30 protein-coding genes are annotated in these 26139 nt (G+C 67.1%); 10 read left to right on the forward strand and 20 right to left on the reverse strand.

From position 1 onward, the window contains the following. The first annotated feature begins 99 nt into the window (after positions 1-99). Together pip and L2D01_10585 are read left to right on the forward strand one after the other, a co-directional pair. Positions 100-1068, forward strand: a complete 969-nt coding sequence (gene pip, locus L2D01_10580; GenBank protein WBQ09341.1) for a prolyl aminopeptidase — start codon at positions 100-102, stop codon at positions 1066-1068. 141 nt (positions 1069-1209) lie between these two features. Then, the gene (locus L2D01_10585) at positions 1210-2805 is read left to right on the forward strand and encodes an alkaline phosphatase (GenBank protein ID WBQ09342.1); all 1596 of its coding nucleotides are present in this window, start codon (positions 1210-1212) and stop codon (positions 2803-2805) included. Positions 2806-3027: 222 nt separating this feature from the next. Here the strand turns inward: L2D01_10585 and L2D01_10590 are convergent, their stop codons facing one another. Genes L2D01_10590 through L2D01_10635 form a run of 10 tightly spaced genes read right to left on the reverse strand, consistent with a single transcriptional unit; the run spans position 3028 to position 10627 of the window. After that, a complete protein-coding gene (locus tag L2D01_10590; GenBank protein WBQ09343.1) occupies positions 3028-4173 on the reverse strand; it encodes a nitrilase in 1146 nt (381 codons plus the stop codon). After that, entirely contained in the window at positions 4157-4558 is a 402-nt protein-coding gene (locus L2D01_10595) for a hypothetical protein (protein WBQ09344.1), read from the reverse strand. The genes L2D01_10590 and L2D01_10595 overlap by 17 nt, the downstream gene beginning before the upstream one ends. Continuing rightward, positions 4555-5478 (reverse strand): polysaccharide deacetylase family protein, encoded by a 924-nt coding sequence (locus L2D01_10600; GenBank protein WBQ09345.1) that lies wholly within the window; start codon positions 5476-5478, stop codon positions 4555-4557. The genes L2D01_10595 and L2D01_10600 overlap by 4 nt, the downstream gene beginning before the upstream one ends. 37 nt (positions 5479-5515) lie before the next feature. Further along, on the reverse strand, positions 5516-5920 hold the full coding sequence (locus tag L2D01_10605) for a PIN domain-containing protein (GenBank protein ID WBQ09346.1): 405 nt from the start codon (positions 5918-5920) through the stop codon (positions 5516-5518). Continuing rightward, positions 5917-6201, reverse strand: a complete 285-nt coding sequence (locus L2D01_10610; protein ID WBQ09347.1) for a hypothetical protein — start codon at positions 6199-6201, stop codon at positions 5917-5919. Before L2D01_10610 ends, L2D01_10605 begins: the two co-directional genes overlap by 4 nt. Positions 6202-6241: 40 nt before the next feature. Beyond that, positions 6242-7192, reverse strand: coding sequence for a polysaccharide deacetylase family protein (locus L2D01_10615; protein WBQ09348.1), 951 nt, complete (start codon positions 7190-7192; stop codon positions 6242-6244). Then, the gene (locus L2D01_10620) at positions 7189-7896 is read right to left on the reverse strand and encodes an isochorismatase family protein (protein ID WBQ09349.1); all 708 of its coding nucleotides are present in this window, start codon (positions 7894-7896) and stop codon (positions 7189-7191) included. The genes L2D01_10615 and L2D01_10620 overlap by 4 nt, the downstream gene beginning before the upstream one ends. Before the next feature lie 3 nt (positions 7897-7899). After that, positions 7900-8595: a chromophore lyase CpcT/CpeT gene (locus L2D01_10625; protein ID WBQ09350.1), complete on the reverse strand. Its 696-nt coding sequence runs from the start codon at positions 8593-8595 to the stop codon at positions 7900-7902. Between the two features lie 26 nt (positions 8596-8621). Then, positions 8622-9818: a hypothetical protein gene (locus L2D01_10630; protein WBQ09351.1), complete on the reverse strand. Its 1197-nt coding sequence runs from the start codon at positions 9816-9818 to the stop codon at positions 8622-8624. 5 nt (positions 9819-9823) lie between these two features. Then, complete coding sequence (locus L2D01_10635; GenBank protein ID WBQ09352.1) at positions 9824-10627, reverse strand: DUF1838 domain-containing protein; 804 nt, start codon at positions 10625-10627, stop codon at positions 9824-9826. A gap of 163 nt (positions 10628-10790) precedes the next feature. On the opposite strand from L2D01_10635, the gene L2D01_10640 reads away from it, so the two are divergent. Together L2D01_10640 and L2D01_10645 are read left to right on the forward strand one after the other, a co-directional pair. Continuing rightward, entirely contained in the window at positions 10791-11240 is a 450-nt protein-coding gene (locus L2D01_10640) for a DUF1330 domain-containing protein (GenBank protein ID WBQ09353.1), read from the forward strand. A gap of 7 nt (positions 11241-11247) precedes the next feature. Then, complete coding sequence (locus L2D01_10645; protein ID WBQ09354.1) at positions 11248-11784, forward strand: GNAT family N-acetyltransferase; 537 nt, start codon at positions 11248-11250, stop codon at positions 11782-11784. A gap of 19 nt (positions 11785-11803) precedes the next feature. On the opposite strand, the gene gltX is transcribed toward L2D01_10645, so the two are convergent. The 7 genes from gltX to L2D01_10680 form a co-directional block, all read right to left on the reverse strand. Continuing rightward, a complete protein-coding gene (gene gltX, locus L2D01_10650) occupies positions 11804-13150 on the reverse strand; it encodes a glutamate--tRNA ligase (GenBank protein ID WBQ09355.1) in 1347 nt (448 codons plus the stop codon). A 63-nt stretch (positions 13151-13213) separates the two neighbouring features. Beyond that, complete coding sequence (gene vsr, locus L2D01_10655) at positions 13214-13660, reverse strand: DNA mismatch endonuclease Vsr (protein WBQ09356.1); 447 nt, start codon at positions 13658-13660, stop codon at positions 13214-13216. Next, the gene (locus tag L2D01_10660; GenBank protein ID WBQ09357.1) at positions 13654-14835 is read right to left on the reverse strand and encodes an FAD-dependent monooxygenase; all 1182 of its coding nucleotides are present in this window, start codon (positions 14833-14835) and stop codon (positions 13654-13656) included. Before L2D01_10660 ends, vsr begins: the two co-directional genes overlap by 7 nt. 4 nt (positions 14836-14839) lie before the next feature. Then, positions 14840-16003: a DNA cytosine methyltransferase gene (locus L2D01_10665; protein ID WBQ09358.1), complete on the reverse strand. Its 1164-nt coding sequence runs from the start codon at positions 16001-16003 to the stop codon at positions 14840-14842. Positions 16004-16082: 79 nt separating this feature from the next. Continuing rightward, a complete protein-coding gene (gene proC / locus L2D01_10670; protein ID WBQ09359.1) occupies positions 16083-16925 on the reverse strand; it encodes a pyrroline-5-carboxylate reductase in 843 nt (280 codons plus the stop codon). Positions 16926-16931: 6 nt separating this feature from the next. Then, on the reverse strand, positions 16932-17429 hold the full coding sequence (locus tag L2D01_10675) for a YbjN domain-containing protein (GenBank protein ID WBQ09360.1): 498 nt from the start codon (positions 17427-17429) through the stop codon (positions 16932-16934). 121 nt (positions 17430-17550) lie between these two features. Then, positions 17551-17853: an accessory factor UbiK family protein gene (locus L2D01_10680; protein WBQ09361.1), complete on the reverse strand. Its 303-nt coding sequence runs from the start codon at positions 17851-17853 to the stop codon at positions 17551-17553. Between the two features lie 107 nt (positions 17854-17960). Between L2D01_10680 and lgt the strand changes: the two genes are divergently transcribed. The 6 genes from lgt to lpxC all read left to right on the forward strand — a co-directional run bounded on the left by lgt (position 17961) and on the right by lpxC (position 24386). Beyond that, entirely contained in the window at positions 17961-18812 is an 852-nt protein-coding gene (lgt, locus tag L2D01_10685) for a prolipoprotein diacylglyceryl transferase (protein WBQ09362.1), read from the forward strand. Between the two features lie 12 nt (positions 18813-18824). Further along, positions 18825-19958 (forward strand): SAM-dependent methyltransferase, encoded by a 1134-nt coding sequence (locus L2D01_10690; protein ID WBQ09363.1) that lies wholly within the window; start codon positions 18825-18827, stop codon positions 19956-19958. A gap of 90 nt (positions 19959-20048) precedes the next feature. Continuing rightward, positions 20049-20888, forward strand: a complete 840-nt coding sequence (locus L2D01_10695) for an SDR family oxidoreductase (GenBank protein ID WBQ09364.1) — start codon at positions 20049-20051, stop codon at positions 20886-20888. Between the two features lie 165 nt (positions 20889-21053). Next, positions 21054-22661 carry a cell division protein FtsZ gene (gene ftsZ / locus L2D01_10700; protein WBQ09365.1) on the forward strand — a complete coding sequence of 536 codons (1608 nt, stop codon included), beginning with the start codon at positions 21054-21056 and terminating at the stop codon, positions 22659-22661. Between the two features lie 196 nt (positions 22662-22857). Beyond that, positions 22858-23208, forward strand: coding sequence for a hypothetical protein (locus L2D01_10705; protein WBQ09366.1), 351 nt, complete (start codon positions 22858-22860; stop codon positions 23206-23208). 248 nt (positions 23209-23456) lie between these two features. Beyond that, positions 23457-24386, forward strand: coding sequence for a UDP-3-O-acyl-N-acetylglucosamine deacetylase (gene lpxC / locus L2D01_10710; protein ID WBQ09367.1), 930 nt, complete (start codon positions 23457-23459; stop codon positions 24384-24386). Here lpxC and L2D01_10715 read toward each other — a convergent pair. From L2D01_10715 to L2D01_10725, 3 genes are all read right to left on the reverse strand, one after another. Next, positions 24383-24610, reverse strand: a complete 228-nt coding sequence (locus tag L2D01_10715; GenBank protein ID WBQ09368.1) for a ribbon-helix-helix domain-containing protein — start codon at positions 24608-24610, stop codon at positions 24383-24385. The two genes, lpxC and L2D01_10715, sit on opposite strands and share 4 nt — an antisense overlap. Continuing rightward, positions 24610-24843, reverse strand: coding sequence for a DUF4169 family protein (locus L2D01_10720; protein ID WBQ09369.1), 234 nt, complete (start codon positions 24841-24843; stop codon positions 24610-24612). The genes L2D01_10715 and L2D01_10720 overlap by 1 nt, the downstream gene beginning before the upstream one ends. 116 nt (positions 24844-24959) lie before the next feature. Next, positions 24960-26129 carry a CoA transferase gene (locus L2D01_10725; protein WBQ09370.1) on the reverse strand — a complete coding sequence of 390 codons (1170 nt, stop codon included), beginning with the start codon at positions 26127-26129 and terminating at the stop codon, positions 24960-24962. Positions 26130-26139 lie beyond the last annotated feature (10 nt).

Raw genomic sequence — 26139 nt, forward strand, 5'->3', positions numbered from 1 at the left:
GATATAAAAGGGCATACTGTCACGCCTAACAATAGGGAAATATCACCGGCAGGGCGCGCAGCGTCCAACACACCCGGGGCGTGGGGACGGGCCTGAGGCATGGATACGCATCGCAACACCAGACGTGTAGGCCTCTATCCCCCCATCGACGCGGCCCGCAGCGGCCATCTTGATGTCGGCGAGGGCCACCGGGTCTATTACGAAGAGTGCGGGCGCACCGACGGCCTGCCGGTTGTGGCCCTGCACGGCGGGCCCGGAGGCGGCGCGGCGCCGGCCATGCGCCGCTTCTTCGATCCGCGCCTCTACCGCATCATCATTTTCGATCAGCGCGGCTGCGGCCGCTCCACCCCCCATGGCGACGTGGAGGCCAATGACACCGGACGCCTCATTGGCGATATGGAGCAGCTGCGCGCCCATCTGGGCGTCGACCGGTGGGTGGTGTTCGGCGGGTCCTGGGGCGCGACGCTGGCGCTGGCCTATGCGCGCGCCTGCCGCGATCAGGTCATCGCCCTGATCCTGCGCGGCGTGTTCGCGTGCACGCGCAGCGAGATCGACTGGTTCTACCGCGACGGCGCCAACCGCCTGTTCCCCGACGCGTGGGAGCGGCTGACGGCCCGTCTGACCGCTGCCGAGCGCGGCGATGTGCTCAAGGCCTATCACCGCCGCCTGTCGCGCGATGCGGAGGCGCGCCGCGATGACGCCATTGAATGGGCGCGCTGGGAAAGCGCGCTGATCAGCCTGCACGCCGACCCGTCCGCCGCCTCGCCCGAACCGCGCCGCGCCGACGCGCTGGCTCGCATGGAGACCCATTACTTCATCCATGGCGGCTTCCTCGACTATGACGGCGTGCTGCTGGATGAAACCGATCACCTCAAGGACATCCCCGGCATCATCGTCCAGGGCCGCTATGACATGGTGACGCCCGCGCAGACCGCCTGGCGCCTCGCCAAGGCCTGGCCGGGGGCCCGGCTGGACATCATCCCCGACGCGGGCCACGCCGCGGGCGAGCCGGGCACGATCGACGCGCTGGTGCGCGCCACCGACAATATGGCGCGGCGTTTCGCCTGAATTGAGCCGGACCGCGCGACGCTGGGGTGTGTGAGCGGGCTGGCCGGGGCGCACTTCCGGCCCATGTCATGGCGGCGTGACAAACCGGCCCTAGATTTGGCTCCGATCCGAGTTCCATCCCGACTGGAGGCTTCGCCGCCCATGATCCGTTTTCGTTATTTCGCCGCCGCCGCCGCCGCCGCAGCCGCCATCGCGCTGGCGCCCTCCGCCGCCCTCGCCGCCGAGGCCCCGGGCGCGCGCAATGTCATCCTGATGATCTCCGACGGCGCCGGCTTCAATGGCTGGCTTGCCGCCGACTATTACGAAGGCCGCGCGGGGACTCAGAGCTATCAGGCCGCCCGTCCCGACGGCACGGCGCCCTATGTCGGCGCATCAGCGCACTACGCTCTGCGCCTGATCGGGCCGGACGGGTCGGTGCTCGAGAACAACCGCATTGATGCCGCACGAGGCGCCGAGGCCCAATACTATGATCCGCGCGATCGCTGGACCCGGCTGGAAGGCGCCTTCGACAATGATTTCGGCGACGTGTCCATCGCCTACACCTCCTATACCGACTCCGCGGCCGCCGGCACGGCGCTCCATACCGGGCGCAAGACCTCGCCCGGCCGGGTCAACATGACCTGGGACGGGATGCAGCGGCTGCAAACCATCGCGCATATCGCTCATGAGATGGGCCTGGCCACCGGCGCCATCGCGACGGTGCAGGTTTCCCACGCCACCCCGGCCTCGGCCTGGGCGCAAGTGGACTTTCGCAACCAGTACGCCGAGATTTTCCAGCAGATGTCTGACGGGCGCCTGGATGTGATGATGGGCACGGGCAATCCCTATTTCGACGCCAACGGACGCCCGGTCGAGGAACCCAATGACCGCGCCTTCAACTTTGTCGGCGGCCGAGAGACCTGGGCGGCGCTCACCAGCGACGAGGGGCTGAACGGCTATATCCTCATCCGCGAGCGCGCCGCGTTTGAACAGCTGGCCGAAGGCGGCGGGCGGCTTCCCCAAAAGCTCATCGGCATCCTGCCTTCCACCGGCTCGCATCAGGCCACCCGCATGGACTTCCCTGCCGACCCCTCCACCCCGTCGGGCATGGCGTTCAACCCCGACATGCCCGATCTCGCCACCATGAGCCGGGCGGCGCTCAATGTGCTCAATCAGGATCCGGACGGCTTCTTTCTCATGATCGAAGGCGGCGCGGTGGACTGGATGGGCCACGCCAACAACATGCCGCGCTTCATTGAAGAGCAGATGGACTTCAATGCCGCCGTCAACGCCGTCATCGACTGGGTGGAGACCCATTCCAGCTGGGACGACACGCTGCTCATCGTCACCTCTGACCACGAAACCGGCGGCATCTGGGGTGAGGGCACGTTCGAGGCCGCCTCTGGCCTGTCCCAGCAGATCACGATGGATCAGGAGATCCTGAACCAGACGCGCTTTGATCCCGAACGCGACCGCTTCGTGGAATTCCGCGCCGTGCAGGACCGCGGCGCCGGCGAAATTCCCGGCCATCAGTTCGCCTCGGGCAATCACACCAATGACCTGGTGCCGCTCTGGGCGCTGGGCGCGGGTTCGCACCTGTTCGGCCAGTTTGAACGCCATGACGCCTTCGCTGAAGCACTCTGGGGCGAGCCCTATGGCTGGGACGGCAATTATGTGGACAACACAGCCGTGTTCCATGTGATGAACGCGGTGCTGGCCAACCAGGCGCGGGCCGCAGCGCAGCAGGCGGCGGAGTAAGCGGCGGGGAAGCAAAGGAACGCCAGCCCCTTCAATCCCCAACCCCTGCTTTCCCGGAAACCGCGAAGCGGTTGTCCGGGACCCATCCCGATATGTCTGAGCTGCTCAAGCGGTTGAAAACTCGGGTGGATGGATCCCGGCTCGCGCCGGCACAAGGCCGGGGCTTCCGGGACGGCAGCGTCTGATGATCATGTCTCCAGCCGCCTACTGAGGACACGCCCCCTACGGCGCCTCGAAGACGCCCGCATCCCGCAGCGCCGCAATCCGCCCGCGCTGGCGCTCGATGGCCTCGCCCTGGGTCAGCATGCGGCCGTCCGCCATGGCGTTGGGCTCTTGCGACCCGCCGGCCTCATAACCCGGCGCGAAGGCGGCCAGCGGCAGGCGGGTGAGCAGATTGCTCATGCCGGTGCGATTGCGCGCGGCGCGCAGAGCAGGCAAGTCCAGGATGGCGTTGGCGTTGAGGCTCTCGCCCGGACCGGCTTCAGCCAGCACGCGGCCATTCCAGTCGACAATCTTGCTCATGGCGTCGGTGGAGGCGGACGGCACCGGCGTGCCGGTAATCTCGGCGGAGTTGGCCGACACCACATAGGCCATGTTCTCGATGGCCCGCGCGCGCTTGGAGAGATCCTTGACGGTGAGCTGCGGCGAGCCGACCTCGGAGGTGGGGTGGAGGAAAATCTCCGCGCCCTTCAGCGCCTGCATGCGCGCGATTTCCGGATACAGGATTTCCTCCGACGCGATGGAGCCGATGACGCCGATATCCGTGCGCGCCACGGGGAAGACCGCGTCATACCCATAAATATCAAGATACCGGTCCCACACGTCGTAGGGCGTGGGCGTGTAGAGCGAGATCATGCGCCGGTAGCGCAGCACCGTCTCGCCATTGGGCGCGATCAGGAAATTGGTCTGGAAATAAAGCTGCGGGAAGTTCTCGTCATTCTCATAGGCGTTGCCGCCGAGATACACGCCGTAGCGCTGGGCCAACGCCGCCAGCGCCTCATACTCCGCCCCGCCGATATCCAGCGCCGCCTTGGCCTTCCACTCCTCGCGGCTTTCGCGCAGCGGAAAGCCGGTGAGAAAGTATTCGGGCAGGCAGACGAGTTTCAGCTCTGTGCCGTTGAAGGTGCGCAGGAAGCCCTTGGACGCCGCGATCTGCCCGCCAATGCGCGCGATCGAGGCCATCATGCGCGCGCGCGCCGCGTCCACGCTGGCATCCTGATTGACCGCATCGCACACCAGCTGCAGCGCGCAGGCCGAATAGCGCGGATCAGCCGCTTGCCCGCGCGCCGCGCCCGGAAAGGAGGCCGCAGCCGCTGCAGAGAGCGCCAGCGCGCCTGCGCCGGTGACCAGATCACGCCGTGTCGTCATGGCCAAACTCCTTCAATCGGTGGGCGTTTTGCGCGTCCCAGTCTTTCAGAAATCGCTTGGGCGCCTGCTGGCGCCAGACCTTGAACAGATTGCCACGCGCCCAGTTGGCGTCGAACGCGTCCGGGCGCATCAGTATGAGGCCGTGGGGCTTGTGATGATCGGTGATGAAGAACACCTCCGGCGCGGCCTCAAGCAGAAACTCCTGCTCCTCGCGCGCCACCTTGAACACCGGCGCGTCGGCGAATTGCTGCGGCGCCCACCAGGTCCACAGCTTGCCATGGGCTTTCAGCCCCGGATTGCCCCAGGACACGCTGTCCTCCACCCCCGGCAGGTCCAGCGCCAGCGCGAACGCACGCAGATCATCCCACCCGCGCAAGCCGCTCATAGGGCCGCCGCGGCGAACGCGCCGGCAATCTCATCCGCCCCCGCACACCACACCGCCTCATCCCCGGCGAGCCCGTCCAGCAGCGCCTCCAGCGCCGTGATCCGGAACGGCTGTCCGGCCACAAACGGGGTGAGCTGAAAGCCCAGCACCGACGCGCCGCGCGCGGCGTGTTCGGACTTGAGGTAATCCTTCGCTTCGAAAATCTGGCGCACCCAGCACGCCTCGTCCTGCTTGCGCTCGATCAGAAGCTTGAAATCCTCCAGCTCGTTTGAGAGCGGCAGCGCGGCGAGCGGGCCTTGTTCGGTGCGAAGTGCGAGTGGAACGCTGTCACTCTCCCAGTCCAGCACCCGGGTGAAACCGGCCTCGGTAAGCAGGTCGGGCGTGTTGAAGCTCTGCTGGCGCGCAGGCGACAACCAGGTCACCGGCGTGAGCCCTGCGGCCTCAAACATGACCCGAACCTGGCCGATCTTGTCCCGCTCAGCCTGTGTTTCGTCACCTGAATGATGGATAGCCGCCCCGTGCAGCCCCGCCGCGGCGATCTCGTGTCCATCATTTGCAATCGCGTCTATCAACGGCGCCGCCCGCTCCAAAAGCGCCGCCGACACCGCGAACGTCGCCGTCAGCCCGCGCTCACGCAAAGCCTTAAGGATGCGGAACACCCCAACCCGGTTGCCATAATCACGCGAGGTGAAATGGCGCAAGTCGGGAAAAGGCGTAACCATTCCATGGGGATGGGCGACGGGCGCCTTGCCTGGATCAATCGGGTGATACTCACACGCCACCACGATCATCGCGGCCAGCTTCGCCCCGGACGCCAGACGCACCGGCGCGCGGTCCTTGGCCAGCGCCCAGTCATACCGGTCCATGTCCTGGCCATAGCCGCGCTTCGGATAATTGAGATAGGACCTGTCGAGGCTCATGGGCGGCTTCCCTGAATGGCGCCGCCAATCTGGCGCGCTAGAGCGACATCACCAGCCGATGGCCGACGAGTTTGCGGTCGCGGCTGAGCAGGACCGCCCCTTCCGCTTCGGCCTGAATGAGCAGCATCTCGTCGAACGGATCGCCGTGAGCCAGCGGCGGGTCGAGGGGCAAGGCGGGTTGTTCGGCCCGCAACGCCACGAGCCTGAAACGGGGCGCATCGGCCTTGAGCGTCTGCAAGACGGCATCGGGTGAAATCGGCCCCTTGCGCTCGCCAAACCGGTTTCGCGCATGCCATTTCATCCGGATTTCCCAGATGGAAATCGCGCTGACCAGCCAGGGCAACGTCGCCGTTTCCAGCGCCTCGGCCTCGGTGGAACGAATGCTGGGGTAGTCGCCTGCGAGGAACATCACAAAATGCGTGTCCAGCAGGATACGGCTCACGCCACATCCTCCTCGTCATCCTTGTCGAGACCAAGGACCTCCCGGCTAAATGCCGGATCATCAAACTCCTCCTGCCAGTGGTCCCCGATCGCTTCAACGCCCAACTCGCGGCGGCGGCGGTCGAGCGCATCGAACGTATCCTGAATGCGCCAGGGCTTTGCGGCATATGTCTCCAGCGCCTCACGTGCCAGCGCCTCGACCGAGACGCCGCGTTCGGCGGCCCGCCTGCGCAGCGCGTCATGGACGTGGTCGGGCAGTTTGCGGATGGTGATCGCGGACATGGGATCGCCTCATGGGAGAAAGTGATATCACGCGATGATATCATGATCCGCCCCAAGCGTCGAACGCTGTTCCGCCAGCCTTGAGGCCCTTTTCGTCAAGATCTTCCTGCACCGCGTCCCAGCAATGCTCGCGGAAATGCCCGGCGATTTCCTGCGCCGTGGCGAACCAGACATCGTCTGTGTGACCGGTGATGTGGACGAGCGCGGTTTCAAACGCGCGCAGGCGATGGGGCTGGCTGACGAGGTAGGCATGCAGCGGAATGCACATCACCGTGCCGCTCTCCTCGCCCTCGCGCAGCAATTGGTCGAACTGGCGCTTGAGCACGTCGACATAGCGCCAGGGGTCCATGGCGAGCTGGCCGTACGTGATGACGTCATTGACCTCGAGCGAATAGGGCATGGAGACGAGCTTGCCGGTTTTCGTCTTCACCGGCTGGGGCTGGTCGTCCTGGAACAGGTCGCACGTGTACCATAAGTCGTGCTCGGCGATGAGGTCGAGCGTGCGCGTCGTGTGGGTCAGGGCCGGCGCCAGATAGCCGCGAATGCGCTGGCCGGTGGCGGCCTCCACCGTGGCGATGGAATCGGCGAGGACCGCGCGCTCCTGCGCCTCATCCATCTCATAGGAGAAGCGCGTATTATAGATGCCGTGGGAGAAGAACTCCCAGCCGCGCTGCGCGCACGCCTCGATGATCTCCGGGCAATGGTCGCACATGGCCACGTTCAGGCTGACCGAACCGCGCAAGCCTTGCCGGTCCATCATCTCCATCAGCCGCCAGTGCCCCACGCGGTTGCCATAGTCGCGCTGGGAATAGCCGGTCACATCCGGCGCCGGACGCGGCCAGCCGGGACGCTTGGGATTTTTCGGCGGATCGAACTCGTAGAATTCGATATTGGGCGCGACCCAGAAGGCGAGTTTCTTATCCCCGGGCCATTCGATTTTCGGCCGCCCGCTATACGGGTTGTAGTCATAGAGATTGGGGTCGGTGGTCATGAACGCGCCCCACCCCCATACCCCTCCAGCCACTCATACACCTCTCTCACCGCGACCACGTCGGCGTACTTGATCAGCAGGTCCGTGAGATTGGCGAAGTGATAGCTTTCATGCTTGTCGGCCACGCATTCGATGGGAACTATGGTGCGGTAGCCGTGGGACAGCGCGTCCACCGCCGTGGCGCGCACGCAGCCCGAGGTGGACCCGCCGGTGACCACCACCGTGTCGACGCGATGCCAGGTCAGAAAGCTCGCCAGCGGGGTTTCGAAGAAGGCGCTCGGCATGCGCTTGGTATAGACGGCGTCCACGCGCTGATCGATCTCGACCCGGTCGTCGAAGGCGTGGCGGTCCGAGCCGTATTTGATGTTCTGCAAGGAATCGGGCGTGTCGGTGCGCGTGCCCCAGACGCCGGCGTCCGCCGCATTGTCCATATAGGCCACATGGGTCCACACAACGGGCAGGCCCTTGGCGCGCGCGGCTTTGGAAATCGCGTTAATATGGGTCAGCTGGTCAGGGTCCGTCACATAGGCCGTCCTGGGAAACAGGTCGGGCCGGGTATAGGCCTTTTGCGGGTCCACATTGACGATGGCGAGCCGCTCGCCAAAGCCGAAGCGGGCGCGGGCCGGATTGGCGCGCACCTCCTCGAAAATCTCGCGCGCCGTTTTGTCGGAGCGGATCATGGTGGGCTCGAAACGCTGGGTCATGCCTTACTGTCCTTGCGGCGCGGGTCCTGAGACCCGGTCATAATGATTGGCGATGCCGCCCTCGGGCGCAAACGCGTATTCGCCGTCATCCTGATAGCGTCCGGCCTCGTCATGGGTGAATAGGTCGGCCGAGATGGTGAATTCGGCCGTGATGACCAGCGTGCGGCCCGTGCGCCGGGAGTCCATCCGGCAGTCGCCATCCGCGATCTCGCCACGGTAGAGCGCACCACCGCCCGTCCAGTAGAAGTCGCAGCCCGGGTCAAACCGCTCCAGCTCATCGGGCGTTACACCCGCCAGCCGCTCCGCACGCGCGCCGCTCTCTGCAAACGCTTCAGGTGTGCGCAGCGTCCACACCGCCATGGCCAGGCGTCCGTCCGCGTCCGGCGCGTCGGCGAACTGGTAGAGGCGCTGCCGGTAGACCGGTCCATCCGGCCCGCCGGTGTGAAGCTGGGCGTAAATGAGCGCGCCCGCCATCGCCTCGCTCCGCGCCGGCTGGTGGATGACATGCAGGCGCGTGCGGCCGTCGGCGGCGGCCTGGGCGGCGTTGTCGAACTGCCCGGTCAGCATCACCGCGAGCGCGGCGCCGGTGAGGCCAGCCTCCGGCAATGGGGCAGCCGAAGCGCCTGCGCCGGCCGCGAGCTCGCCGCCCACATTCGATCCGGCGCCGCACCCGGCCAGCGCCAGCGCACCCAGCGCCATGATCGCCGCTCTGACCGCCCCGGCCCTCATCGCCTGTCCATCGCCCACACGCCCTTGTTGGCGAGATAGCGCGCCGCGTCGGCCGTATCGGTGGGCTGGTAATCGGCAAACAGGTTGGGCGGGAAGCGGTTGCGGTAGGCGTCGAAGATCGGCCGGTAGAGGTCCATGTGGACATAGGGGATGGTGTGGCGCTGGCGGAACTGGGCCATGGGCAGGCGAGCGTTGACCAGGGTTTCAAACTGCGAGCCGGCTTCGGCCAGCACCGCGCCGTCCGGGCCGTAAATCGTCGAGCCGCCCGAATTGCCCGGATCTTCAAAGAAGCCCGGATTGCCCGGCGAGATCGCATTATTGACGATGGCGGTGTAGACGCCGTTATGCACGCTGGTCGAGGCGATGTCGGTCTGCGTGAACCCGCCCGTGGCGGTGCGCAGGAAAATCTCCCCGCCCTTCATGGCGAAGGCGCGCATCAGTTCCGGTTCGCGCTGGACCGAGCTGGTGACGATATTGCCCAGCGGGGTGCGCGTGACGGGCATGACGTGATCGAGCCCGTAGCGCTCGATGTATTCGTCCAGCACGTCATAGATCGTGGTGGTGAACAGCTCGAAGCCCGGCCCGAACAAGCCTTTGATATTGCGGGCTTTCCAGTGCTTGTCGACGATGGCTCCGGTATTGTCCATGACGCTGGTGATGGACAGGACATGGTTGGGCCAGCTGTCATCGCGCACATAGGAACCGAACACGATCCAGCAATTATACTGGCGCGCCTTGCGCGCAATCGCCTCGGTCTCTTCGCCGGGAATTTCGATGGCTGCGCGCAGCGTGTCCGCCCGGCCCCAGCTGGCCCGGTAGCCGGTGATGGGAAACTCGTGGAAGAACAAGATGTCCTTCGGCCCGCCCCAGCCGAAGCTCGCGTCGATCAGGTCCAGCATGTGGTTGAGATTATCCGCCCGCGCCCGGCTGGCGGTGCGGGTGGTGGAGGCGTCGACGCCGCGCACCCGGCTCTGCACAACGCCCAGCGTCACGACGGGTTTGGCGAGCTCCACCTTGGCGTAGTCACCATCAGCCGGCACGCCGGGATCAAGACCCCGGTCGGGCAGCGGGCTGGGCCCGCCCAGCATTTCCTCTTGCGCACGCGCCAAGGCGGGGCCAGCGGCGCCGGCGCCCAGCGCACTCAGCGCGGCGGCGGCGTAGAACAGGCGGCGGCGGTCGATTTCGGTGGTCATAACGCTCACTCCCCCTGCTGCAACGCGCGGATGGCGTCGAGATCGGCGGGCGGCTCCAGCCAGAGCGGCGCTTCGGTCTCGACATACTCACGGATGGAGGAGGGCAGCTCCTCATAGGTGTCCACCCGCCAGTTGACGAGATGCAGCACCGCCATCTGACCACCCGCCCAGGGCGGCATGCGGCCGATGCGCGCCCAGCTCAGCTGGTGGCGCCGCTCCACGCCTTCGGGCTGGATGAAGAAGTCATAATTCTCCCAGGCTTCAATGCGCCGGTCGGTACCCGGGATCGCAAAGTCGAGAAACAGCGGCGCGGTGAACACATAGGTGTCGCCCAGCCGGCGCCAGCTCATGGGCTCGGCCTCGATGGACTGGATGCGCCCGCCCGAGCCCTGCTCGACCACGCCGATCACCTGGCCCTCGTCCAGGCGGTATTCGATAAACTGATAGGGATAGGCGATGGGGTCGATGGCCATGCCACCCGCCTCGCGCGCCACCTCGCCGGTCACAGGATCGCGGTAGATGAAAATCTTGCGGCCATACTGGTGGGCGATGGGGGCGCCGCGCCCTTCGGGCCGGAAGGACACCGCCGTATCGAACCCTTCCATCGTGTACAGAAGCTCGCCCGACGGATAAGCGCGCACCGTGCCGGTGGAATACCAGTAGACGGGCTCACCCGTCCCGGCACGCGCGTCCATCCACGTGTCGAAAATCTCTTGGGTGAAGGGGCCGGTCTCCTCGGCGGATGCCGCCGCGCTCCAGCTCAGCGCCGCGGCCAGAAAGCCGAATGTCGCAATCGATCTGATAACCATGGCCGGTAATGCCTCCCTGAAGCGTGCGGCAGCGCCTTGAGTCCCGCGCCGTGTCCGGACAAGGATAGCAAGACCGGCGCAAGAGGGAATGGAAAAGATATATCTTTTCAGCGGGACCCTCTTTGGGCCATGCTCGCCGGACCGAACAGAGGGAGCAAGCGTCATGAGCGTGATGCGAAGCGTGATGATCGCCGCCGGGGCCGGCGTGGCCGGCCTGGCGCTGGGACTGGTGCTGGGTCAGGGCCAGTTGTTCGCCAGAGGCTCGTCCGCCTCAGCCGCCGAGCCCGCCGCAGAGGCGCCCGATGGCGCCTACATGATCGTCATGGGCACGGTCCATGACCGCCCGGCCTTCTTCTCCGGATACATGCCCGGCCTGCCCGATCTCTACGCCCGCCATGGCGGGCGCTACATGGCGGTGACCGGCGAGGTGGAGACGCTGGAGGGCGAAACCGGCTTTCAGTCCATCGTGCTCAGCCGCTGGCCGGACATGCAGTCGGCGCGCGATTTCTGGGAGGATCCCGATTATCGCGAACTCGCCAATGCCCGCATTGACGGCGAATGGGGCGATTTCAACGTGGTGCTGGTCCCGGCCTTGCCTGCGCCGTCCGAGTAAGCCCGCATTGAGCGGCCCGCTAACACCGGTTCTTCAAACGCCCCGCCTGATCTTGCGCGAAACCCGCGCGGAGGATTTTGAGGCGTGTGCGGCGCTGTGGGGGGATGAACGCGTCGTGCGCCATATCGGCGGACGCGTGTCCACGCCGACCGAGAGCTGGGGGCGCATGCTGCGCTTTCCGGGGCTCTGGGCGCTGCTGGGCTATGGCTACTGGACGCTGGAGGAGCGCGAGACCGGCGCCTTCGCCGGCCAGGTGGGTCTCGCCGATTTCAAGCGCGACCTCAGCGTTGATATTTCCGGCATTCCTGAAGCCGGCTGGGTGCTGAGCCCGGCGGTGCACGGGCGCGGCTACGCCACCGAAGCCATGAGCGCGGCGCTGAACTGGGCGGACGCCACGCTGGACGCGGCGCGCACATGCTGCCTCATCGATCCCGGCAACGCCGCCTCGCTCAATGTCGCCGCCAAGCTGGGCTATGGCGGCGCGCAAGCGGCCACGCTCAATGATCACGACACGCTGGTTCTGTGGCGGCCACGCGGTGGCTGACCTCGTCTAACTGCAGCTTTTAACGCGCCTGACCCAGCAGCCTCGCACGGGCCGTATCGGCGCCGATCAGGGGCAGCAGCACCGCCATTTCCGGCCCGCGCGCCTGGCCGGTCAGCGCCAGGCGGAGCGGCATGAACAGGTCCTTGCCCTTGCGCCCGGTGGCGTCCTTCACCGCGCCGGTCCAGTTGCTCCAGCTGGTCCCGTCCAGCGGTCCCTCGGGCAGCAGATCGGCGGCGGCTCTTGCAAACTCTGCGTCTTCGATCACCGGCGCGACCGGGCCGTCAATGAGCTGGCGCCATTCGGCGACGTCGCGCACGCGCACCAGATTGTCGCGCACCGCATTCCAGAACGCCTCGCCGCTATCGGCGTTGAGGGCGGCCAGCCGCTCTTTCACATCCGAATAGTTCATTTCGTGAACCAGCCTGGCGTTCAGGCGCTCGAGATCCGCCGGGTCAAAGCGCGCCGGCGTGCGCGACAGCTTGGCCAGATCGAAGTCCGCCGCCAGCGCTTCGAGCGAGCCGCGCGCCTCCACCGGATCAGACGTGCCGAGCTTGGCCAGCAGGGACAGAACCGCCATGGGCTCAATGTCCTCGTCCTCGCGCAAACCCTTCACCGATAGAGAGCCGATGCGCTTGGACAGCTTCTCCCCATCCTTGCCCATCAGAAGCGGGTGATGGCCGAGCCGCGGAGAGGCGCCCTTGCCGCCCAGCGCCTCGAAAATCTCGATCTGGGCGGCCGAATTGGTGACGTGGTCCTCGCCGCGGATGATGTGGGTGATGCCCGCCTCAAGATCATCCACCACGCTGGGCAGGGTGTAGAGATAGCTGCCATCGGCGCGGATCAGGATCGGGTCCGAGACAGAGCTGGTTTCGATATGGCTCGGGCCCCGCACCAGATCGGTCCATTCAATGCGCCCGCCCGACAGTTTGAAGCGCCAGTGCGGCTTGCGCCCTTCGGCCTCCAGCGCGGCGCGCTCGGCATCGGTGAGGCTCAGCGCGGCGCGGTCATAGACCGGCGGCTTGCCCTGGGCGCGCTGGATCTTGCGCTTGCGATCAAGCTCGTCCTCGGTCTCGTAGCAGGGATAAAGATAGTCCGCTTCCACAAGCCGCGCCTTGACCGATTCGTAGCGGTCAAAATGATGCGACTGATTGAAGGTCTCGTCCCAGTGCAGGCCCAGCCACGTCAGGTCATCCTTGATGCCCTGCTCGTACTCGGCTGTGGAGCGCTCAAGGTCCGTGTCGTCGATGCGCAACAGCACCTGACCGCCCTGCCCGCGCGCGAACAAGACGTTCATCAGCGCGGTGCGCACATTGCCCACATGGATGCGCCCGGTGGGGCTCGGGGCGAAGCGGACTTTGACGGTCATGGTCAGGTCGGGTCCTAGAGGCGGGACAGGGGATCGCGGCTTTAGACCGGCTGGCGGCGGGCGTCAAACGCGCCGCGCGGGCGCGCGACCGGAGGGACCGAGAAAGCCCTGCAGGCGCGCGGCAAGGCCGGCGCGGTCCTTCATCTCGCACTCCCATACGGTCATCACCCGCCAGCCCGCGTCCGCCAGGGCCGCGTCGCTGGCGGCGTCACGCGCGCGGTTTCGGGCGATCTTGGCGGTCCAGTACGCGGCGTTCTGTTTGGGCTGGCGGGCGCCGCGCGCACAGTCATGACCATGCCAGAAACAGCCATTCACGAAGATCACCGCGCGCCGCCCGGGAAACGCCAGATCGGGCTTGCCCGGCAAATCCTTGCGATGCAGGCGAAAGCGATAGCCGAGCCCATGGACCAGCCGCCGCACGATCATTTCCGGCTTCGTCCCCTGCCCCTTCACCGCCGCCATCACCGCCGAGCGCTCAGCGGGCGTGAAGACGTCGCTGCCCGTCACCATGGCATGCGGCCGCGCCCCGTCAGCGTCCAGCCCATCCAGTGGCGCAGGCCCGGCAGGCGGCCCGACAGGTTGAAGACAATATCGCGCGCCCAGCCGAGCAGCTTTGAGGAGGACTGGAAGACCGGGGTCAGCGCCCGGCTCATCAGGGCGTAATAGGTGACGCTGGGTCTCCGCGCGCGCTCGGCGGCTTTCAGAGCGTGCTGCACCGGCGCATGGTCGGCCATCGCATGCGCCAGCGCCGCCGCGTCGCACAGGGCGAGGTTCGCGCCCTGGCCCAGCTGCGGGCTCATGGCGTGGGCGGCGTCGCCCAGCAGCATGATCCGGCCCCGCCGCCAGCGCGGACACAGCGTGTCCTGATAGGCGGCATAGGCGAAATCATCGAGGCCCGCCTCGCCCACCGCCTTACCGGCGCGCGGCCAGTAGCGGGCGAAGCCTTCGCGAAAAGCCTCGTCGCCTGCCGCCATCACCGCGTCGCGCTCAGTACTGCGCACCGACCAGAACACGCTCACCCCCGGGCGCCCCAGCGGATCAGCCGGGTTATCGCCCACCGGCAGCAGCCCGATCATGATGCGGCAGCCATCATAGACCTGCTCCAGCTCGCCCTCGCGCGCGCCGTCAGGATCGGGCCGGATCGCCCAGAAGGCGCCCCAGGGGAAGACCCGCTCGCGCGCCTGCGGACAGACGATGCGGCGCAGGCGCGAATGGGCGCCGTCGCATACCAGAATGAGATCGAACGGCGCTGTGGTCTCGCCGTCCGCCAGCCTGAGGCAGGGCGTGTCGGTGTCCGGCGCTGCGATATCGACGATGTCCGCGCCCGTGCGCCAGTGCGCGCCTGCGTCCCGGGCGGCGTCCAGCAGAAGGTTGAACAGGCTGGCGCGGTGAATGCCGACGCCATAATCGCCTTTGCGCGCATCGCTGTATCGCAGGTCCAGCACGGCGCGTCCGCGCATGTTACGCCCGATCAGGCGGCTGATCCGCGCCCCGCGCGCCACGGCCTCGCCACATAGATCCAAGGTATCCAGCGCCATCAGCCCGCTGGGCTGGAGGAGGAGCCCCGCGCCCACAGGACGGGGCTCAGCGAAGCGATCGAAGATGGTGACCTGATGCCCGGCGCGGGCGAGATGGGCGGCGCTGGCGAGCCCGGCTATGCCGCTGCCGACCACCGCCGCGCGCATAGCCCTACTCCGCCGCCAGCACGTCGGCGCGCGTGTGGTCGAGCACCGGCTCGAACAGGTTCTCGCGCAGGAAGGCCACCGCGTCCACCGACACGCCATCGCCCGCCAAATGCAGCGCCGCGTTGTCGCGCGCGGGCAGGCGGTAATCCTCGGGCAGGCCCATCAGACGGGCGTATTCGCGCGCGGTCATGGGACGGGTGCGCACCTTGCCGTTTTTGACCCACACCACGAACTGGCGCGACGACCCGCCGCCGGGCGTGCGCAGACAGCCCGCCAGCCCGTCAAAGCGCACTTCGGCGCGCTGCACCTTCACGCCATTTTCCACCCGCATGCGCCGGTACAGCGCGCCCGCCGCGGGGCCCGGGCCCTTGCGCGCTTCCGCCAGACGCGCCCGCGACGGCGCGCTCATCATGGCGATCAGACGGCGCGTCTCTTCCGGGCTGTGCCACGGCGTAGCGCGCGCAGGCTCCAGCACATCAATCAGCGCCGCATTGGGGCGCGGCGGCACGGGCAAGGCCCACCACACCCAGCTGGCTTTCAGATGCTCCGGCAGGCGCGCCGCCGCCCGGCGCACCGCGCCGGTCAGGAAGGGAGAGAGGTGATCTGGCTCGCTCGCCAGCGCCAGATCAGACGGGATGGGTATGTCCTTGCGCAGCGCCAGTACGAACAGGCGCGGGCGCGATTGCGGGGTGAACCAGCGCGCATCAATCTCGACCGCCCCGAAGCGGTATCCGCCCGCATCCAGCGCCTCGCACAGCGCCGTAAAATCCGCCCCGCCCGAACAGGTCAAAAGCCCCGGCACATTCTCCAGCCCGATCAGGCGCGGCGCCCGGCCCTCGCCCTGCAGCGCCTCCATCAGGCGCCAGAAGCTGTAGAACACGCCCGAGCGCGCCGCCTTCAGCCCGCCGCGCGGGCCGGCCAGCGACAAATCCTGACAGGGAAAGCTCGCCCAGGCCAGATCGGCGGAGCCTGGCAATTCGTCCGGCGCCACATCGCCCACATCGCCGGGGCGCAAAACGTCCGCGCCGAAATTAGCCTGATAGGCCGCGAGCTTGGCCGGATCGATATCATTGGCGAAATGACACCGCCAATGACGCCCCAGCCCCAGCCGCGCCATCCCGCCGCCGCAGAAGAACTCGTAAAACCGGTATCGGGAATCAGCGGCCATGGCGCCAGCATAGCGCGTTACCGCCCTGCGCGAAGCGCGGCGGGGCGCCGCTGCGGCGTTTTGGTCGTTTGCCTTGACCCTAGTTGGAATCCGACCCCAGCTGACGCGAACGCCGTGCAGCCGCGGCCACCGCGTTGCGCACCAGGCCCGGCAGGCCGGACCCGCCCATCAGGGCGTCGAGGCCGGCCTGGGTGGTGCCGCCGGGCGAGGTCACCGTGCGGCGCAGCTCGCTGGCGTCGCCCTGGCCGCTGGTCAGCAGCGCGCCCGAGCCCGCCACTGTGTGCACGGCCAGGCGCTGGGCCAGCTCGCGCGGAAGGCCCTCGGCTTCAGCCGCGGCGGCCAGCGCTTCGCAGAACAGGAAGACATAAGCGGGGCCCGACCCGGATACGGCCGTGACCACATCCATCAGGCGCTCATCATCCACCCACTCCACCGGACCAGCCGGTTTCAGCAGCATTTCGGTGCGCCCGCGCTCGTCAGGGCCGTCGCCCGCCTCGTTGGCGGCGCACACCGACACGCCCTTGCCGATGGCGCCGGGCGTGTTGGGCATGGCGCGCACGGCCGGACGGCCCGGCAAAGCGCGGCCCAGCGTGCGCAGTGTCACACCGGCCGCGATGGACACCACCAGCGCGTCCTCGGGCAATTGATCTTTGAGCGGGGCGAGCACTTCGGTGACCATCCCCGGTTTGACCGCGATCACGATATCGCTGACCTGCCGGGCCAGCGCCGGCGTCAGCGCCGGCTCGCAGCGCACGCCATGGGCGTCAGCCAGCGCGCGCGCGGCGTCGCTCAAGTTGGGATCGATGAACACGATCCGCTCGGGCTCGACCCGGTTGCGCGATTTTTTCAGCCAGCCCGCCGCCAGAGCCGCACCCATTCGGCCGGCGCCGACCAGCGCGATAAGTCCTGTTGTGTCTGACATATCGGTTCAGGCTTCCCCGACCGTATCAAACATGGCCGCCGCGACCGCTTCGGCCGGGGTCTTCCCGCTCCACAATAGATAGTGGAAAGCCGGATAGAGCCGCTCGCCGGCCTCCTTGGCCGCCACGATCAGCGCCGCCGCCTGCGCTTCAGACACCTGGTCCAGGTCCGGCAGGGTCAGGGCGTGACGAAAGACAATCGAACCATCATCGCTCCACACATCGAAATGGCCGACCCACAGCCGCTCATTGAGCCGCGTGATCAGCTCGCACACTTCGCGCAGGCGATGGTCCGGCGCTTTCAGCTCCAGGCTGGCGCAGATATGGATGACGTCCAGTTCCGGGCGGTAGGCGAACCAGATCTGATGATCGCGCCAGGCGCCGGGCACCGCCATGTGCAGTTCCAGCTCGTCGCGCTCATAGGGATATTGCTCGGCCACGACGGCCTGTTCGATGGATTCGAGCGGGTCGAACACGCCCGAGACTTCCTGGGTATTGAGATCCATGCCGGTCCTCTCCCCTTGCAACGCGCGACTCGAATGCGGCGGGCCGGCGCATAGACTGACGGTAAGCCGCCGCCGGACGCGCGCGCAACAGCGCATTTGAGTCTGGATGCAAGACGTTTTCTTATTTGGGCTTTTTCGCCGCAGTGGGTTTCGCCGCCGGCTTGCGGGCGGCGGGTTTGGGGGCGCTTGCGGCTTCCAGAGCCGCCAGGCGAGCTTTGAGTGATTCGATTTCGGCCAGCGCCGCATCGCTCTGGGCGCGCAGGCTTTCCACCTCGTCGCGCGTGACCAGATCCAGCTCGGACGCCATGCGTTCGGCCTGGGCGCGGAACACCGCGCGCGCCTCTTCTCCGGCGGCCTGGGCGGCGCTGAACGCGTCCGTCATCAGATCGGCGAAATCGGCGAACAAGGGACTGCGAGATTGCATGACATCACCACCTGCTCTGCTATGAAGGCGTATATAGGCGCTCGCCCTACCTTTGTGCAACGCGCGCGGCGCCGCATTCGATCCAGACACCCGCCCGGAGCCCGTCCATGCAGCCCTGCCAATCCAGCTTCGACCTCATCAATCCGGTGCTGTTCTCCATTGGCTGGTTCGAGCTGCGCTGGTACGCGCTGGCCTATATCGCCGGGCTGTTCCTGGGCTATGCGCTGGTGCTGCACGTGACCAAACGCCCCGCCCTCTGGGGGACGACGCCCCGGACGCAAGTCGCGCCCTTCGACACCAAGTTTGTCGAGGACCTGCTCTTGTGGGTGATGGTCGGCGTGATCGCCGGCGGGCGCATCGGCTTTGTGCTCTTCTACCAGACCAGCATGATCTGGGAGGAGCCGCTGCGCGTGGTGACCGGCATCACCGATGGCGGGATGAGCTTCCACGGCGGGCTGATCGGCGTGGCGCTGGCGATGTATTTCACCGCCCGCGCCCACGGAGCGCCGCTGTTGCGCGTCGCTGACGCGGTGGCGCTGGCCACGCCCATCGGGCTGTTGCTGGGGCGCCTGGCCAATTTCATCAATGGCGAGCTGTGGGGCCGGCCGGCGCCGGACCTGCCCTGGGCCATGACGTTCGCCGCCGACCCACTCTGCCTGGCGCGCCATCCCAGCCAGCTTTACGAGGCCTTCCTGGAAGGCGCGGTGCTGCTGACCATCTTGACGATTCTGGTCTGGCGCTTCCGCGCGCTGGCCAGGCCCGGCCTGATCACAGGCGCCTTCCTGATCGGCTATGGCGTTTTCCGCGGCAGCGTGGAGCTGGTGCGCGAGCCCGACCGGCAGATGCCCGAAGCCCTGCAGGGCTATGTCACCATGGGCATGCTGTTGTGTATCCCGATGATCCTGGCAGGCGCCTGGCTGGTGTGGCGCGCCCGCAGCCAACCCGCAGCCAAGGCCTGATCCGCACCCGACATGACCGAGGATTTTCGCCCCGCTGAAGCGCTTGCCGCGCGCCTGCGCGACCGCATCGCCAGCGAAGGCCCCCTGCTGGTCAGCGCCTATATGATGGAAGCGCTGTTTGACCCCATGGCCGGCTTTTACGCCACCAAAGATCCGTTGGGGGCTCATAACGACTTCATTACTGCGCCGGAAATCAGCCAGATGTTCGGCGAGCTGATCGGGCTGTGGGCGGTGGAGTGCTGGAGCCAGATGGGCGAACCCGACCCGGTCCAGCTCATCGAGCTCGGCCCCGGCACGGGACGCATGATGAGCGATGTGGCGCGAGTGCTGCGCGCCGCGCCGGGCCTGATCGAGGCGGCCGAAGCCACGCTGGTGGAGGTCAGCCCGGCGCTGAAAATGGTGCAGGGACGCACGCTGGCCGGCGCGCCCGTCCCGATCCGCTGGGCGCCGCGTCTGGAAGCCGTGCGCCCCGGACCGACACTTCTGCTGGCCAATGAATTTCTCGACTGCCTGCCCATCCGTCAGGCGGTGAAGCATGAAGGCGTCTGGCGCGAGCGCTGCGTGGCGATGCACCCGGACGAGGCTGAGCGTTTCGCCTTCGTCCTCGGCGCGGCGCTCAGCGCGCCCGACCTCGCCTTGATCCCGGACACCTTGCGCGATCTGCCAGACGGGTCGCTGGTGGAGCTGCGCCCGGCTGACGCGGCGGTGATCGACGCGGTCGCCGAACGCCTGAACGATCATCCCGGCTATGCGCTCTTCATCGACTACGGCGCGGTGGCGCCGGACCATGGCGATACGCTGCAAGCCATCCGCCGGCATGAGAAGGTCGATCCGCTCGACGCGCCGGGCACCGCCGACCTCACCGCCTGGGTCGCGTTCGATGCGCTCGCCCGCGAGGGGCTCAGGGCCGGGCTGCAAGTGTTCGGACCCGCCGAGCAGGGACCGTTCCTGAAAGGCCTGGGCCTGGACGTCCGCGCCGCCTTGCTGGCGAAAGCCCAGGACAAGTCGGGCCGCGCCCGGCTGGAGCGCCAGGCCGCTAGGCTGAGCGCGCCGGAGGAGATGGGCGCCCTTTTCAAGGTGATCGCCTTCGCCTCCCCCGGCCTCGCCCCGCCGCCGGGTCTGGACCGCTTCGTCCCGCCTGAATAATCGCCGTAAGTGAACGGCGTTCATTTCGCCTTGCCCGCCCCGCGCGGCCATGATCCCCTGCGCGCTGCATCAGGACTGAAGGAGCAAAAGATGAGCGGACGGCTGAGCGGTAAGACGGCGGTGATCACGGGCGGCGCCAGCGGCATTGGCCGCGCCACGGTGGAGCTGTTTCTGGCCGAGGGCGCTCAGGTCGTCATCGGCGATATTCAGGACGCGCTGGGCGCCAGCGTCGCACAATCCTCACCCAACGCCCTCTATCAGCACGCCGACGTGACGCGCGAAGCCGATGTGAAAGCCCTGATCGACCGCGCCGTGGAGGCGTTCGGGCGCATCGATATCCTGTTCAACAACGCCGGCGCCGCCGAGCCCGACGAGGGCTTCGCCTCCATCGACGAGGCCAGCTTCAACCGGGTCATGCAGCTGCATCTGGCCAGCGCGCTCTACGGCATCAAGCACGCCGAGCCGCACATGCGGGCGCAGAAATCCGGGGCCATCATCACGACCAGTTCCGTGGCGGCTGAAGGCACCACTTACGGCCCCATCCTCTACTCCATCGCCAAGTCCGCTGTGCTGCACATGACGCGCCTGGCCGCTGTGCGCCTGGCCGCCGATGGCGTGCGCGTCAACGCCATCCAGCCCGGCCTGATCGCCACAGCGATTTTCGGGCGCGCTCTGGGCTTCGATCAGGAAACCAGCGAAGCAAAGGCCGCCAGCATGGCGGCGCTGGGCGCGTTGATGCAGCCCTTGCCGGTCGCCGGCGCCGGCCGCGATATCGCCGAGGCCGTTTTGTATCTCGCCAGCGACGCGGCCCGCTTTGTGACCGGTCAAAGCTTCTGCGTGGATGGCGGGCTGACATCGGGTCTGGTCCCCGATCCGAATGGCGGGGTTTTCAAGCCGCTGGCCGATCTGTTCGGGATCGAGCAGGCTTGACACATTGTTACAGCCCAACCCGCGAATCGCTGCTTCGTTCCCGAAGCGTTCCGCAAAATCCGTGTCTTCACACAGGCTTGGCTTAACGCCCGATTAAACAACGCGGCGCATGGTTGATGGATAATGAGGCCTTAAATCCCCAAATCCTCGCTGGAGCCCCGATCCATGCCCCTCAATCTGTCCGCGCCCGAAACCACCGAGCTGAAGCCGCGCATCCTCGTGTTTGGCGTCGGCGGCGCCGGCGGCAACGCCGTCAACAACATGATCGACGCCTCGCTGGAGGGTGTGGATTTCGTGGTCGCCAACACCGACGCCCAGGCGCTGGCCCGCTCGCGCTGCGAGCGCCGGGTGCAGATGGGCGCCGCCATCACCGAGGGTCTGGGCGCAGGGGCGCGTCCGGAAGTCGGTCAGCAGGCGGCTGAGGATTCACTGGCGGAAATCACCGAGCAGCTTCAGGGCGCGCACATGGTGTTCATCACCGCGGGCATGGGCGGCGGCACCGGCACCGGAGCCGCCCCGGTGATCGCCCGCGCCGCGCGCGAGCAGAACATTCTGACTGTGGGCGTCGTCACCAAGCCCTTCCAGTTCGAAGGCTCGCGCCGCATGCGCCTGGCCGAAGAGGGCATCGAGCGGCTGCAGCAGCATGTCGATACGCTGATCATCATTCCCAACCAGAACCTGTTCCGCATCGCCACCGAGAAGACCACCTTCGCCGAGGCGTTCTCGCTGGCCGACCAGGTGCTGCATTCGGGCGTGCGCGGCATCACCGATCTGATGGTCATGCCCGGCCTGATCAATCTGGACTTCGCCGACGTGCGCACTGTGATGAACGAGATGGGCAAGGCGATGATGGGCACCGGCGAGGCCACCGGCGATAAGCGCGCCATCGAGGCGGCGAACAACGCCATCAATAATCCGCTGCTCGACGATGTGTCGATGAAAGGCGCCAAGGGCGTGCTCATCAACATCACTGGCGGCATGGACATGACACTGTATGAAGTTGACGAAGCGGCCAACCGCATCCGCGACGAGGTGGACGAGGACGCCAATATCATCGTGGGCTCCACCTTCGACGAGGCGCTGGAAGGCATTATCCGCGTGTCTGTGGTCGCCACCGGCATTGATGGCGAAGCGCTGCAGGCCGCCGACCCGCGCCGGCGCGCCGCCGCTGAAGTCACTCCCGCCTGGAAAATCCGCGAGACCCGTCCCCAGCGCCAGGCCGAACCGCTGGTGCGCCGCGCCGCCGACGCTGTGGCGATGAACGAAACCCCGCGCGCCGCGCCGGCCGCCCCGGCGGCCCATGCACCGGTCGAGCCCGGCGCAGCCTATGTGGAAGCGCAGGGCATCGCCGAGGCTGACATTCAGGACCACTACAACGAAGCCCATGCCTGGGACGAAGTACCCGAGGCGCCCGCCGCCAAGCCGGCTGTTGTCCAGGCCCAGGAGCGCCTGGCGCGCGAAGTCAACGCTCCGCGTCAAGCCGTCCCCGCCCCCGCTCCGGCCCAGGAAGCCGACGCCCCGCGCGGCCTGCGCTCCCTGTTCGGCCGGCGCCCGAAGGCGGCCCCGGCGCCGGTCAAGCGGGACCCGCTGAGCTCGCGCCCGGCCGAGGCCCAGCCGGCGCATCAGGCGGCGCCCCAGCCCGCTCCGCGCCCCGCCGTCCACACCGTGCGTCAGGTCCAGCCGGCGCCCGCGCCGCGCGGCGATCTGTTCGGAGAAACCTTGGACGAGGGTGAGCTGGAAATCCCCGCCTTCCTGCGCCGCCAGGCCAACTAGGCTTAATCGCCCCCTCAACGCACACAGTCAGGCCGCCGGAAACCGTCCGGCGGCCTGACTCGTTCCGGCAGGACCCGCCAGAGCGGCCGCACGCTGATGCACGACCGCCGAGCACACTTTTTAGTTGCGGTCAGCCGCGGCCTCTGACTAACTTCCTATGGTTGCAATTGTGCACCGTGCATTGGGAGGTTATAGTATGGCCGACACTCCGTCATTCGACTCCAAACGCATCCAGAACGCCCTGGACGCGGCGGCGAAAACACACAACGAACGCGAGACCAACAGCAGCGCCTTGTCGTTCGCCACGTCAGACATCTCCATCTCCGGCGGCTGCATCAGCGTCACCATCAAGGATGGAAAGGTCTGTGTGCAGCTGCCGCTGGGCTTGGGAAATCACTGCGTCTCGTTGCCCGTGCAATTCCCGGACGGCACCGTGGCCAACGCTTGTATCCACATCTGCACCAAATTCGGCATTCCCACCGGTGCACGCCTCACGGTCAGCGTGGCGGGCGAGCAAGTCTATTCGGAATCCTTCGGCAAGTGCTGACGGGCTGGGCGGAGCCCAGGCGCACACCGTGCCGACCGGCTGCGTCCATCAGTATCTTTAAGGCCGCCGGGTTCGCCCGGCGGCCTTTTTGCATGCGAAGCGTTCAGGGCGTCGCCGCCGGGGGCCGACCCCGGTTCGCGTAACATGGTGCAACAATCCTTTAATTGCTGTGTTGCAGCAGAGCCGTACAGTGCGGCATTCATGAGGGGTGTTGCACTCCGATGGTCACGCGTGGGGATGCGTGCGGCGTGCAAGACAGAACTGACCGGGTAGACGAGATGATGGAACGCACCACACTGGCTGCTCCGGCGGTTTGCGCCGGCATAGGCCTTCACACCGGCGCCCGTGTGCGCATGGTGATGAAACCCGCCGCGGTGGGATCCGGCATCGTGTTTGATCGCACCGATCTTGCGCTGGACGACACCCGCATCCCGGCGCGGCGCGAGTATGTGCGCTCCACCGATCTGGGCACCACCTTGATCAATGAGTCCGGCGCCTCGGTGGCGACGGTGGAGCATCTCATGGCCGCCCTGGCGGGGCTGGGCGTGGACGATGTGCTGATCGAGCTCGACGGACCCGAAGCGCCCGCCATGGATGGCTCGGCGGCGCCCTTTGTGGAGCTGATGCTGCATGCGGGCCTGAAAACCTGCGCCGCGCCGCGCCGCGCCATTCAGGTGCTGCGCCCGGTCTCGGTGAACGATGGCGCGCGCCAGGCCGAGTTCCTGCCGGCCCTGAAACAGACCATCGATATCGAGATCGATTTCACCGACCCCACGATCGGCCGCCAGGCGTTTTCCTTCGAAGTCACACGCGAAAACTTCCGCACCCTGGTGGCGCCGGCGCGCACCTTCGGCTTCCGCCGGGATCTGGGCGCGCTTCTGAGCGCCGGCCTGGCGCGCGGCAGCTCGCTGGACAATTCGGTCGTGCTGACAGACAGCGGCGTGGAAAACCCCGAGGGCCTGCGCTTCGCTGACGAATTCGTGCGCCACAAGGCGCTCGACGTGCTGGGCGATCTGTATCTGGCCGGCGCGCCGATCCTGGGCCTTTACCGCGCCACCCGTCCCGGCCATGGCCTGAACGCCAAGGCGCTGGGCGCGCTTCTGGCCGACACGGGCGCCTGGCGCTGGGTCAATCTGCGCGAGGCCGATGACGGCGAAGTCTGGCGCGCGCAAGGCTAGGCCGAACTCCTCGCCAGCACCCGCCGCAGCACCCACACCCGGCAGGCGCTGGACAATGGCGCGTCCGGATCATCCTGCGCCCGGTCTGCATCGATCCTTGCAATCAGACGCGCCAGCGCCACGCCATCGGCCGCCGCCGCCCCATCCAGCTCCCGCCAGAAATCCTCCTCCAACGCCAGAGAGGTGGCGTGACCGGCCAGCGTCACAGAGCGCTTGCGCAGCATTATTCACCGACTCCGTCTGTGGCCTGAGGATCGGCGCTCTGCCCGCCCGCCTCGCCCTCACCCGTGCGCCGGTGCGCCTCGATCCGGCGCGCCGCCTGCTCCTGACGCGCGGCCTCCAGATCCCGGACCGCCTTGGGCGTCCCGTGCACCACGCGGTTCACCTCCGCCGCCCGCGCCTTGTCAGCGCGCGCCCTGACCTTGCGATACTGACGCAGATTGACCGGCTTCGTCATGACGGGGGCCTTTTGGCGGATCACAATTGTCCAGACCAAGCCTAGCGGCGCCGTCTAGCCAGAGCCAGAGGCGAAGTGCGCCGCTCGGCCCGGGCGGCTGTCACGGAAAAAGCCCCTCAGATCACGCCGCGCGCCTTCATCGCGTCGATCATCTGTGCATCCAGCCCGGCTTCCCGGGCCAGCGATTGGGAATGCTCGCCAAAGCCCGGCGCCGCCGGATCGGGGCGGGCGGGCTCGCGGGCGAAGCGGATGGGCGGGCCGATATGGCGATTGCCGGCGGCGTCCTCAAAGACCAGCCCGCGCTCGCGGGTATGGGGATCATCGAACGCGTCCTTGAGGGTGCGCACCGGCGCCCAGCACACATCGACATCTTTGAGGAAGACCTCCCATTCGGCCAGCGTGCGGCTGGCGAAGGTCTCGGTGAAGAAGGCGCGCAGGGGCTCCTGATCCGGTCCGGGCTCAAGGCGGGCATAGTGGACGAGATCGGGCCGCCCCAGCGCTTCCAGCAAATTTGTGGCGAACTTGATCTCTGATCCACCCAGGACCAGGTGCTTTTCGTCTATGGTTTCATAGACATGATACATCGCCGCGCCGCCGAATGAGCGCATGTCCTTCACCGGCGGGCGGGCGTCCTGGGCGAAGACCGGCCCGGTGACATTGGGCGTCCAGGCCAGGCAGGCATCATACATGGCCAGATCAATGAAATCGCCTTGCCCCGTCGCATGGCGGCGGTACAGCGCCATCAGGATCGCAGACAGCGCCATCAGCGAGGCGGCCATGTCGGCGACCGGCATGTTGGGGCTGGCCGGCTTGCCATCTTCCAGCCCGCGATTGAGATCCACCAGCCCCGCCAGCGCCTGCACCGTCAGGTCATGGGCGGGCTTCATCGCATAGCCGCCCTCCTGCCCGAAGGCGGAGATGGAGCAGTACACAAGGCGCGGATTGAGCACGCTCAGGGTCTCATAGTCCGCCGCCAGGCGCCGGGCGACGCCGGGCCGGAACGCCTCCACCACCACATCGGCCTCGCGGGCGAGCGCATGCAGCAGCGCCTGCCCGTCAGGGTCTTTCAGGTTCAGCTTCAGCGAGCGCTTGCCTCGCGCGATATTGCGAAACCAGACCGAGACGCCGTCAGCATGGCGCAAGCCGATCTCGCGCGTCGGCTCGCCGGTCCCGTTGGCCGGCTCGATCATCACCACATCGGCGCCGTGATCAGCCATCATCATGGTCAGATGCGGACCAGGCAAAAAGGCGGAGAGGTCGAGAACTTTGAGGCCGGAGAGTTTCATGGGGGCAATC

This window comes from Hyphomonadaceae bacterium ML37, assembly GCA_027627685.1.
Classification (GTDB): Bacteria; Pseudomonadota; Alphaproteobacteria; order Caulobacterales; family Maricaulaceae; genus Oceanicaulis.

Excerpts from the sequence above, each read along its gene's own strand:
- pip (WBQ09341.1), top strand. The coding sequence starts at position 100 with ATGGATACGCATCGCAACACCAGACGTGTAGGCCTCTATCCCCCCATC.
- L2D01_10585 (WBQ09342.1), top strand. The coding sequence starts at position 1,210 with ATGATCCGTTTTCGTTATTTCGCCGCCGCCGCCGCCGCCGCAGCCGCC.
- L2D01_10590 (WBQ09343.1), bottom strand. The coding sequence starts at position 4,173 with ATGACGACACGGCGTGATCTGGTCACCGGCGCAGGCGCGCTGGCGCTC.
- L2D01_10595 (WBQ09344.1), bottom strand. The coding sequence starts at position 4,558 with ATGAGCGGCTTGCGCGGGTGGGATGATCTGCGTGCGTTCGCGCTGGCG.
- L2D01_10600 (WBQ09345.1), bottom strand. The coding sequence starts at position 5,478 with ATGAGCCTCGACAGGTCCTATCTCAATTATCCGAAGCGCGGCTATGGC.
- L2D01_10610 (WBQ09347.1), bottom strand. The coding sequence starts at position 6,201 with ATGTCCGCGATCACCATCCGCAAACTGCCCGACCACGTCCATGACGCG.
- L2D01_10615 (WBQ09348.1), bottom strand. The coding sequence starts at position 7,192 with ATGACCACCGACCCCAATCTCTATGACTACAACCCGTATAGCGGGCGG.
- L2D01_10620 (WBQ09349.1), bottom strand. The coding sequence starts at position 7,896 with ATGACCCAGCGTTTCGAGCCCACCATGATCCGCTCCGACAAAACGGCG.
- L2D01_10625 (WBQ09350.1), bottom strand. The coding sequence starts at position 8,595 with ATGGCGCTGGGTGCGCTGGCGCTGGCCGGGTGCGGCGCCGGATCGAAT.
- L2D01_10630 (WBQ09351.1), bottom strand. The coding sequence starts at position 9,818 with ATGACCACCGAAATCGACCGCCGCCGCCTGTTCTACGCCGCCGCCGCG.
- L2D01_10635 (WBQ09352.1), bottom strand. The coding sequence starts at position 10,627 with ATGGTTATCAGATCGATTGCGACATTCGGCTTTCTGGCCGCGGCGCTG.
- L2D01_10640 (WBQ09353.1), top strand. The coding sequence starts at position 10,791 with ATGAGCGTGATGCGAAGCGTGATGATCGCCGCCGGGGCCGGCGTGGCC.
- gltX (WBQ09355.1), bottom strand. The coding sequence starts at position 13,150 with ATGACCGTCAAAGTCCGCTTCGCCCCGAGCCCCACCGGGCGCATCCAT.
- vsr (WBQ09356.1), bottom strand. The coding sequence starts at position 13,660 with ATGGTGACGGGCAGCGACGTCTTCACGCCCGCTGAGCGCTCGGCGGTG.
- L2D01_10660 (WBQ09357.1), bottom strand. The coding sequence starts at position 14,835 with ATGCGCGCGGCGGTGGTCGGCAGCGGCATAGCCGGGCTCGCCAGCGCC.
- L2D01_10665 (WBQ09358.1), bottom strand. The coding sequence starts at position 16,003 with ATGGCCGCTGATTCCCGATACCGGTTTTACGAGTTCTTCTGCGGCGGC.
- proC (WBQ09359.1), bottom strand. The coding sequence starts at position 16,925 with ATGTCAGACACAACAGGACTTATCGCGCTGGTCGGCGCCGGCCGAATG.
- L2D01_10675 (WBQ09360.1), bottom strand. The coding sequence starts at position 17,429 with ATGGATCTCAATACCCAGGAAGTCTCGGGCGTGTTCGACCCGCTCGAA.
- L2D01_10680 (WBQ09361.1), bottom strand. The coding sequence starts at position 17,853 with ATGCAATCTCGCAGTCCCTTGTTCGCCGATTTCGCCGATCTGATGACG.
- lgt (WBQ09362.1), top strand. The coding sequence starts at position 17,961 with ATGCAGCCCTGCCAATCCAGCTTCGACCTCATCAATCCGGTGCTGTTC.
- L2D01_10690 (WBQ09363.1), top strand. The coding sequence starts at position 18,825 with ATGACCGAGGATTTTCGCCCCGCTGAAGCGCTTGCCGCGCGCCTGCGC.
- L2D01_10695 (WBQ09364.1), top strand. The coding sequence starts at position 20,049 with ATGAGCGGACGGCTGAGCGGTAAGACGGCGGTGATCACGGGCGGCGCC.
- ftsZ (WBQ09365.1), top strand. The coding sequence starts at position 21,054 with ATGCCCCTCAATCTGTCCGCGCCCGAAACCACCGAGCTGAAGCCGCGC.
- L2D01_10705 (WBQ09366.1), top strand. The coding sequence starts at position 22,858 with ATGGCCGACACTCCGTCATTCGACTCCAAACGCATCCAGAACGCCCTG.
- L2D01_10715 (WBQ09368.1), bottom strand. The coding sequence starts at position 24,610 with ATGCTGCGCAAGCGCTCTGTGACGCTGGCCGGTCACGCCACCTCTCTG.
- L2D01_10720 (WBQ09369.1), bottom strand. The coding sequence starts at position 24,843 with ATGACGAAGCCGGTCAATCTGCGTCAGTATCGCAAGGTCAGGGCGCGC.
- L2D01_10725 (WBQ09370.1), bottom strand. The coding sequence starts at position 26,129 with ATGAAACTCTCCGGCCTCAAAGTTCTCGACCTCTCCGCCTTTTTGCCT.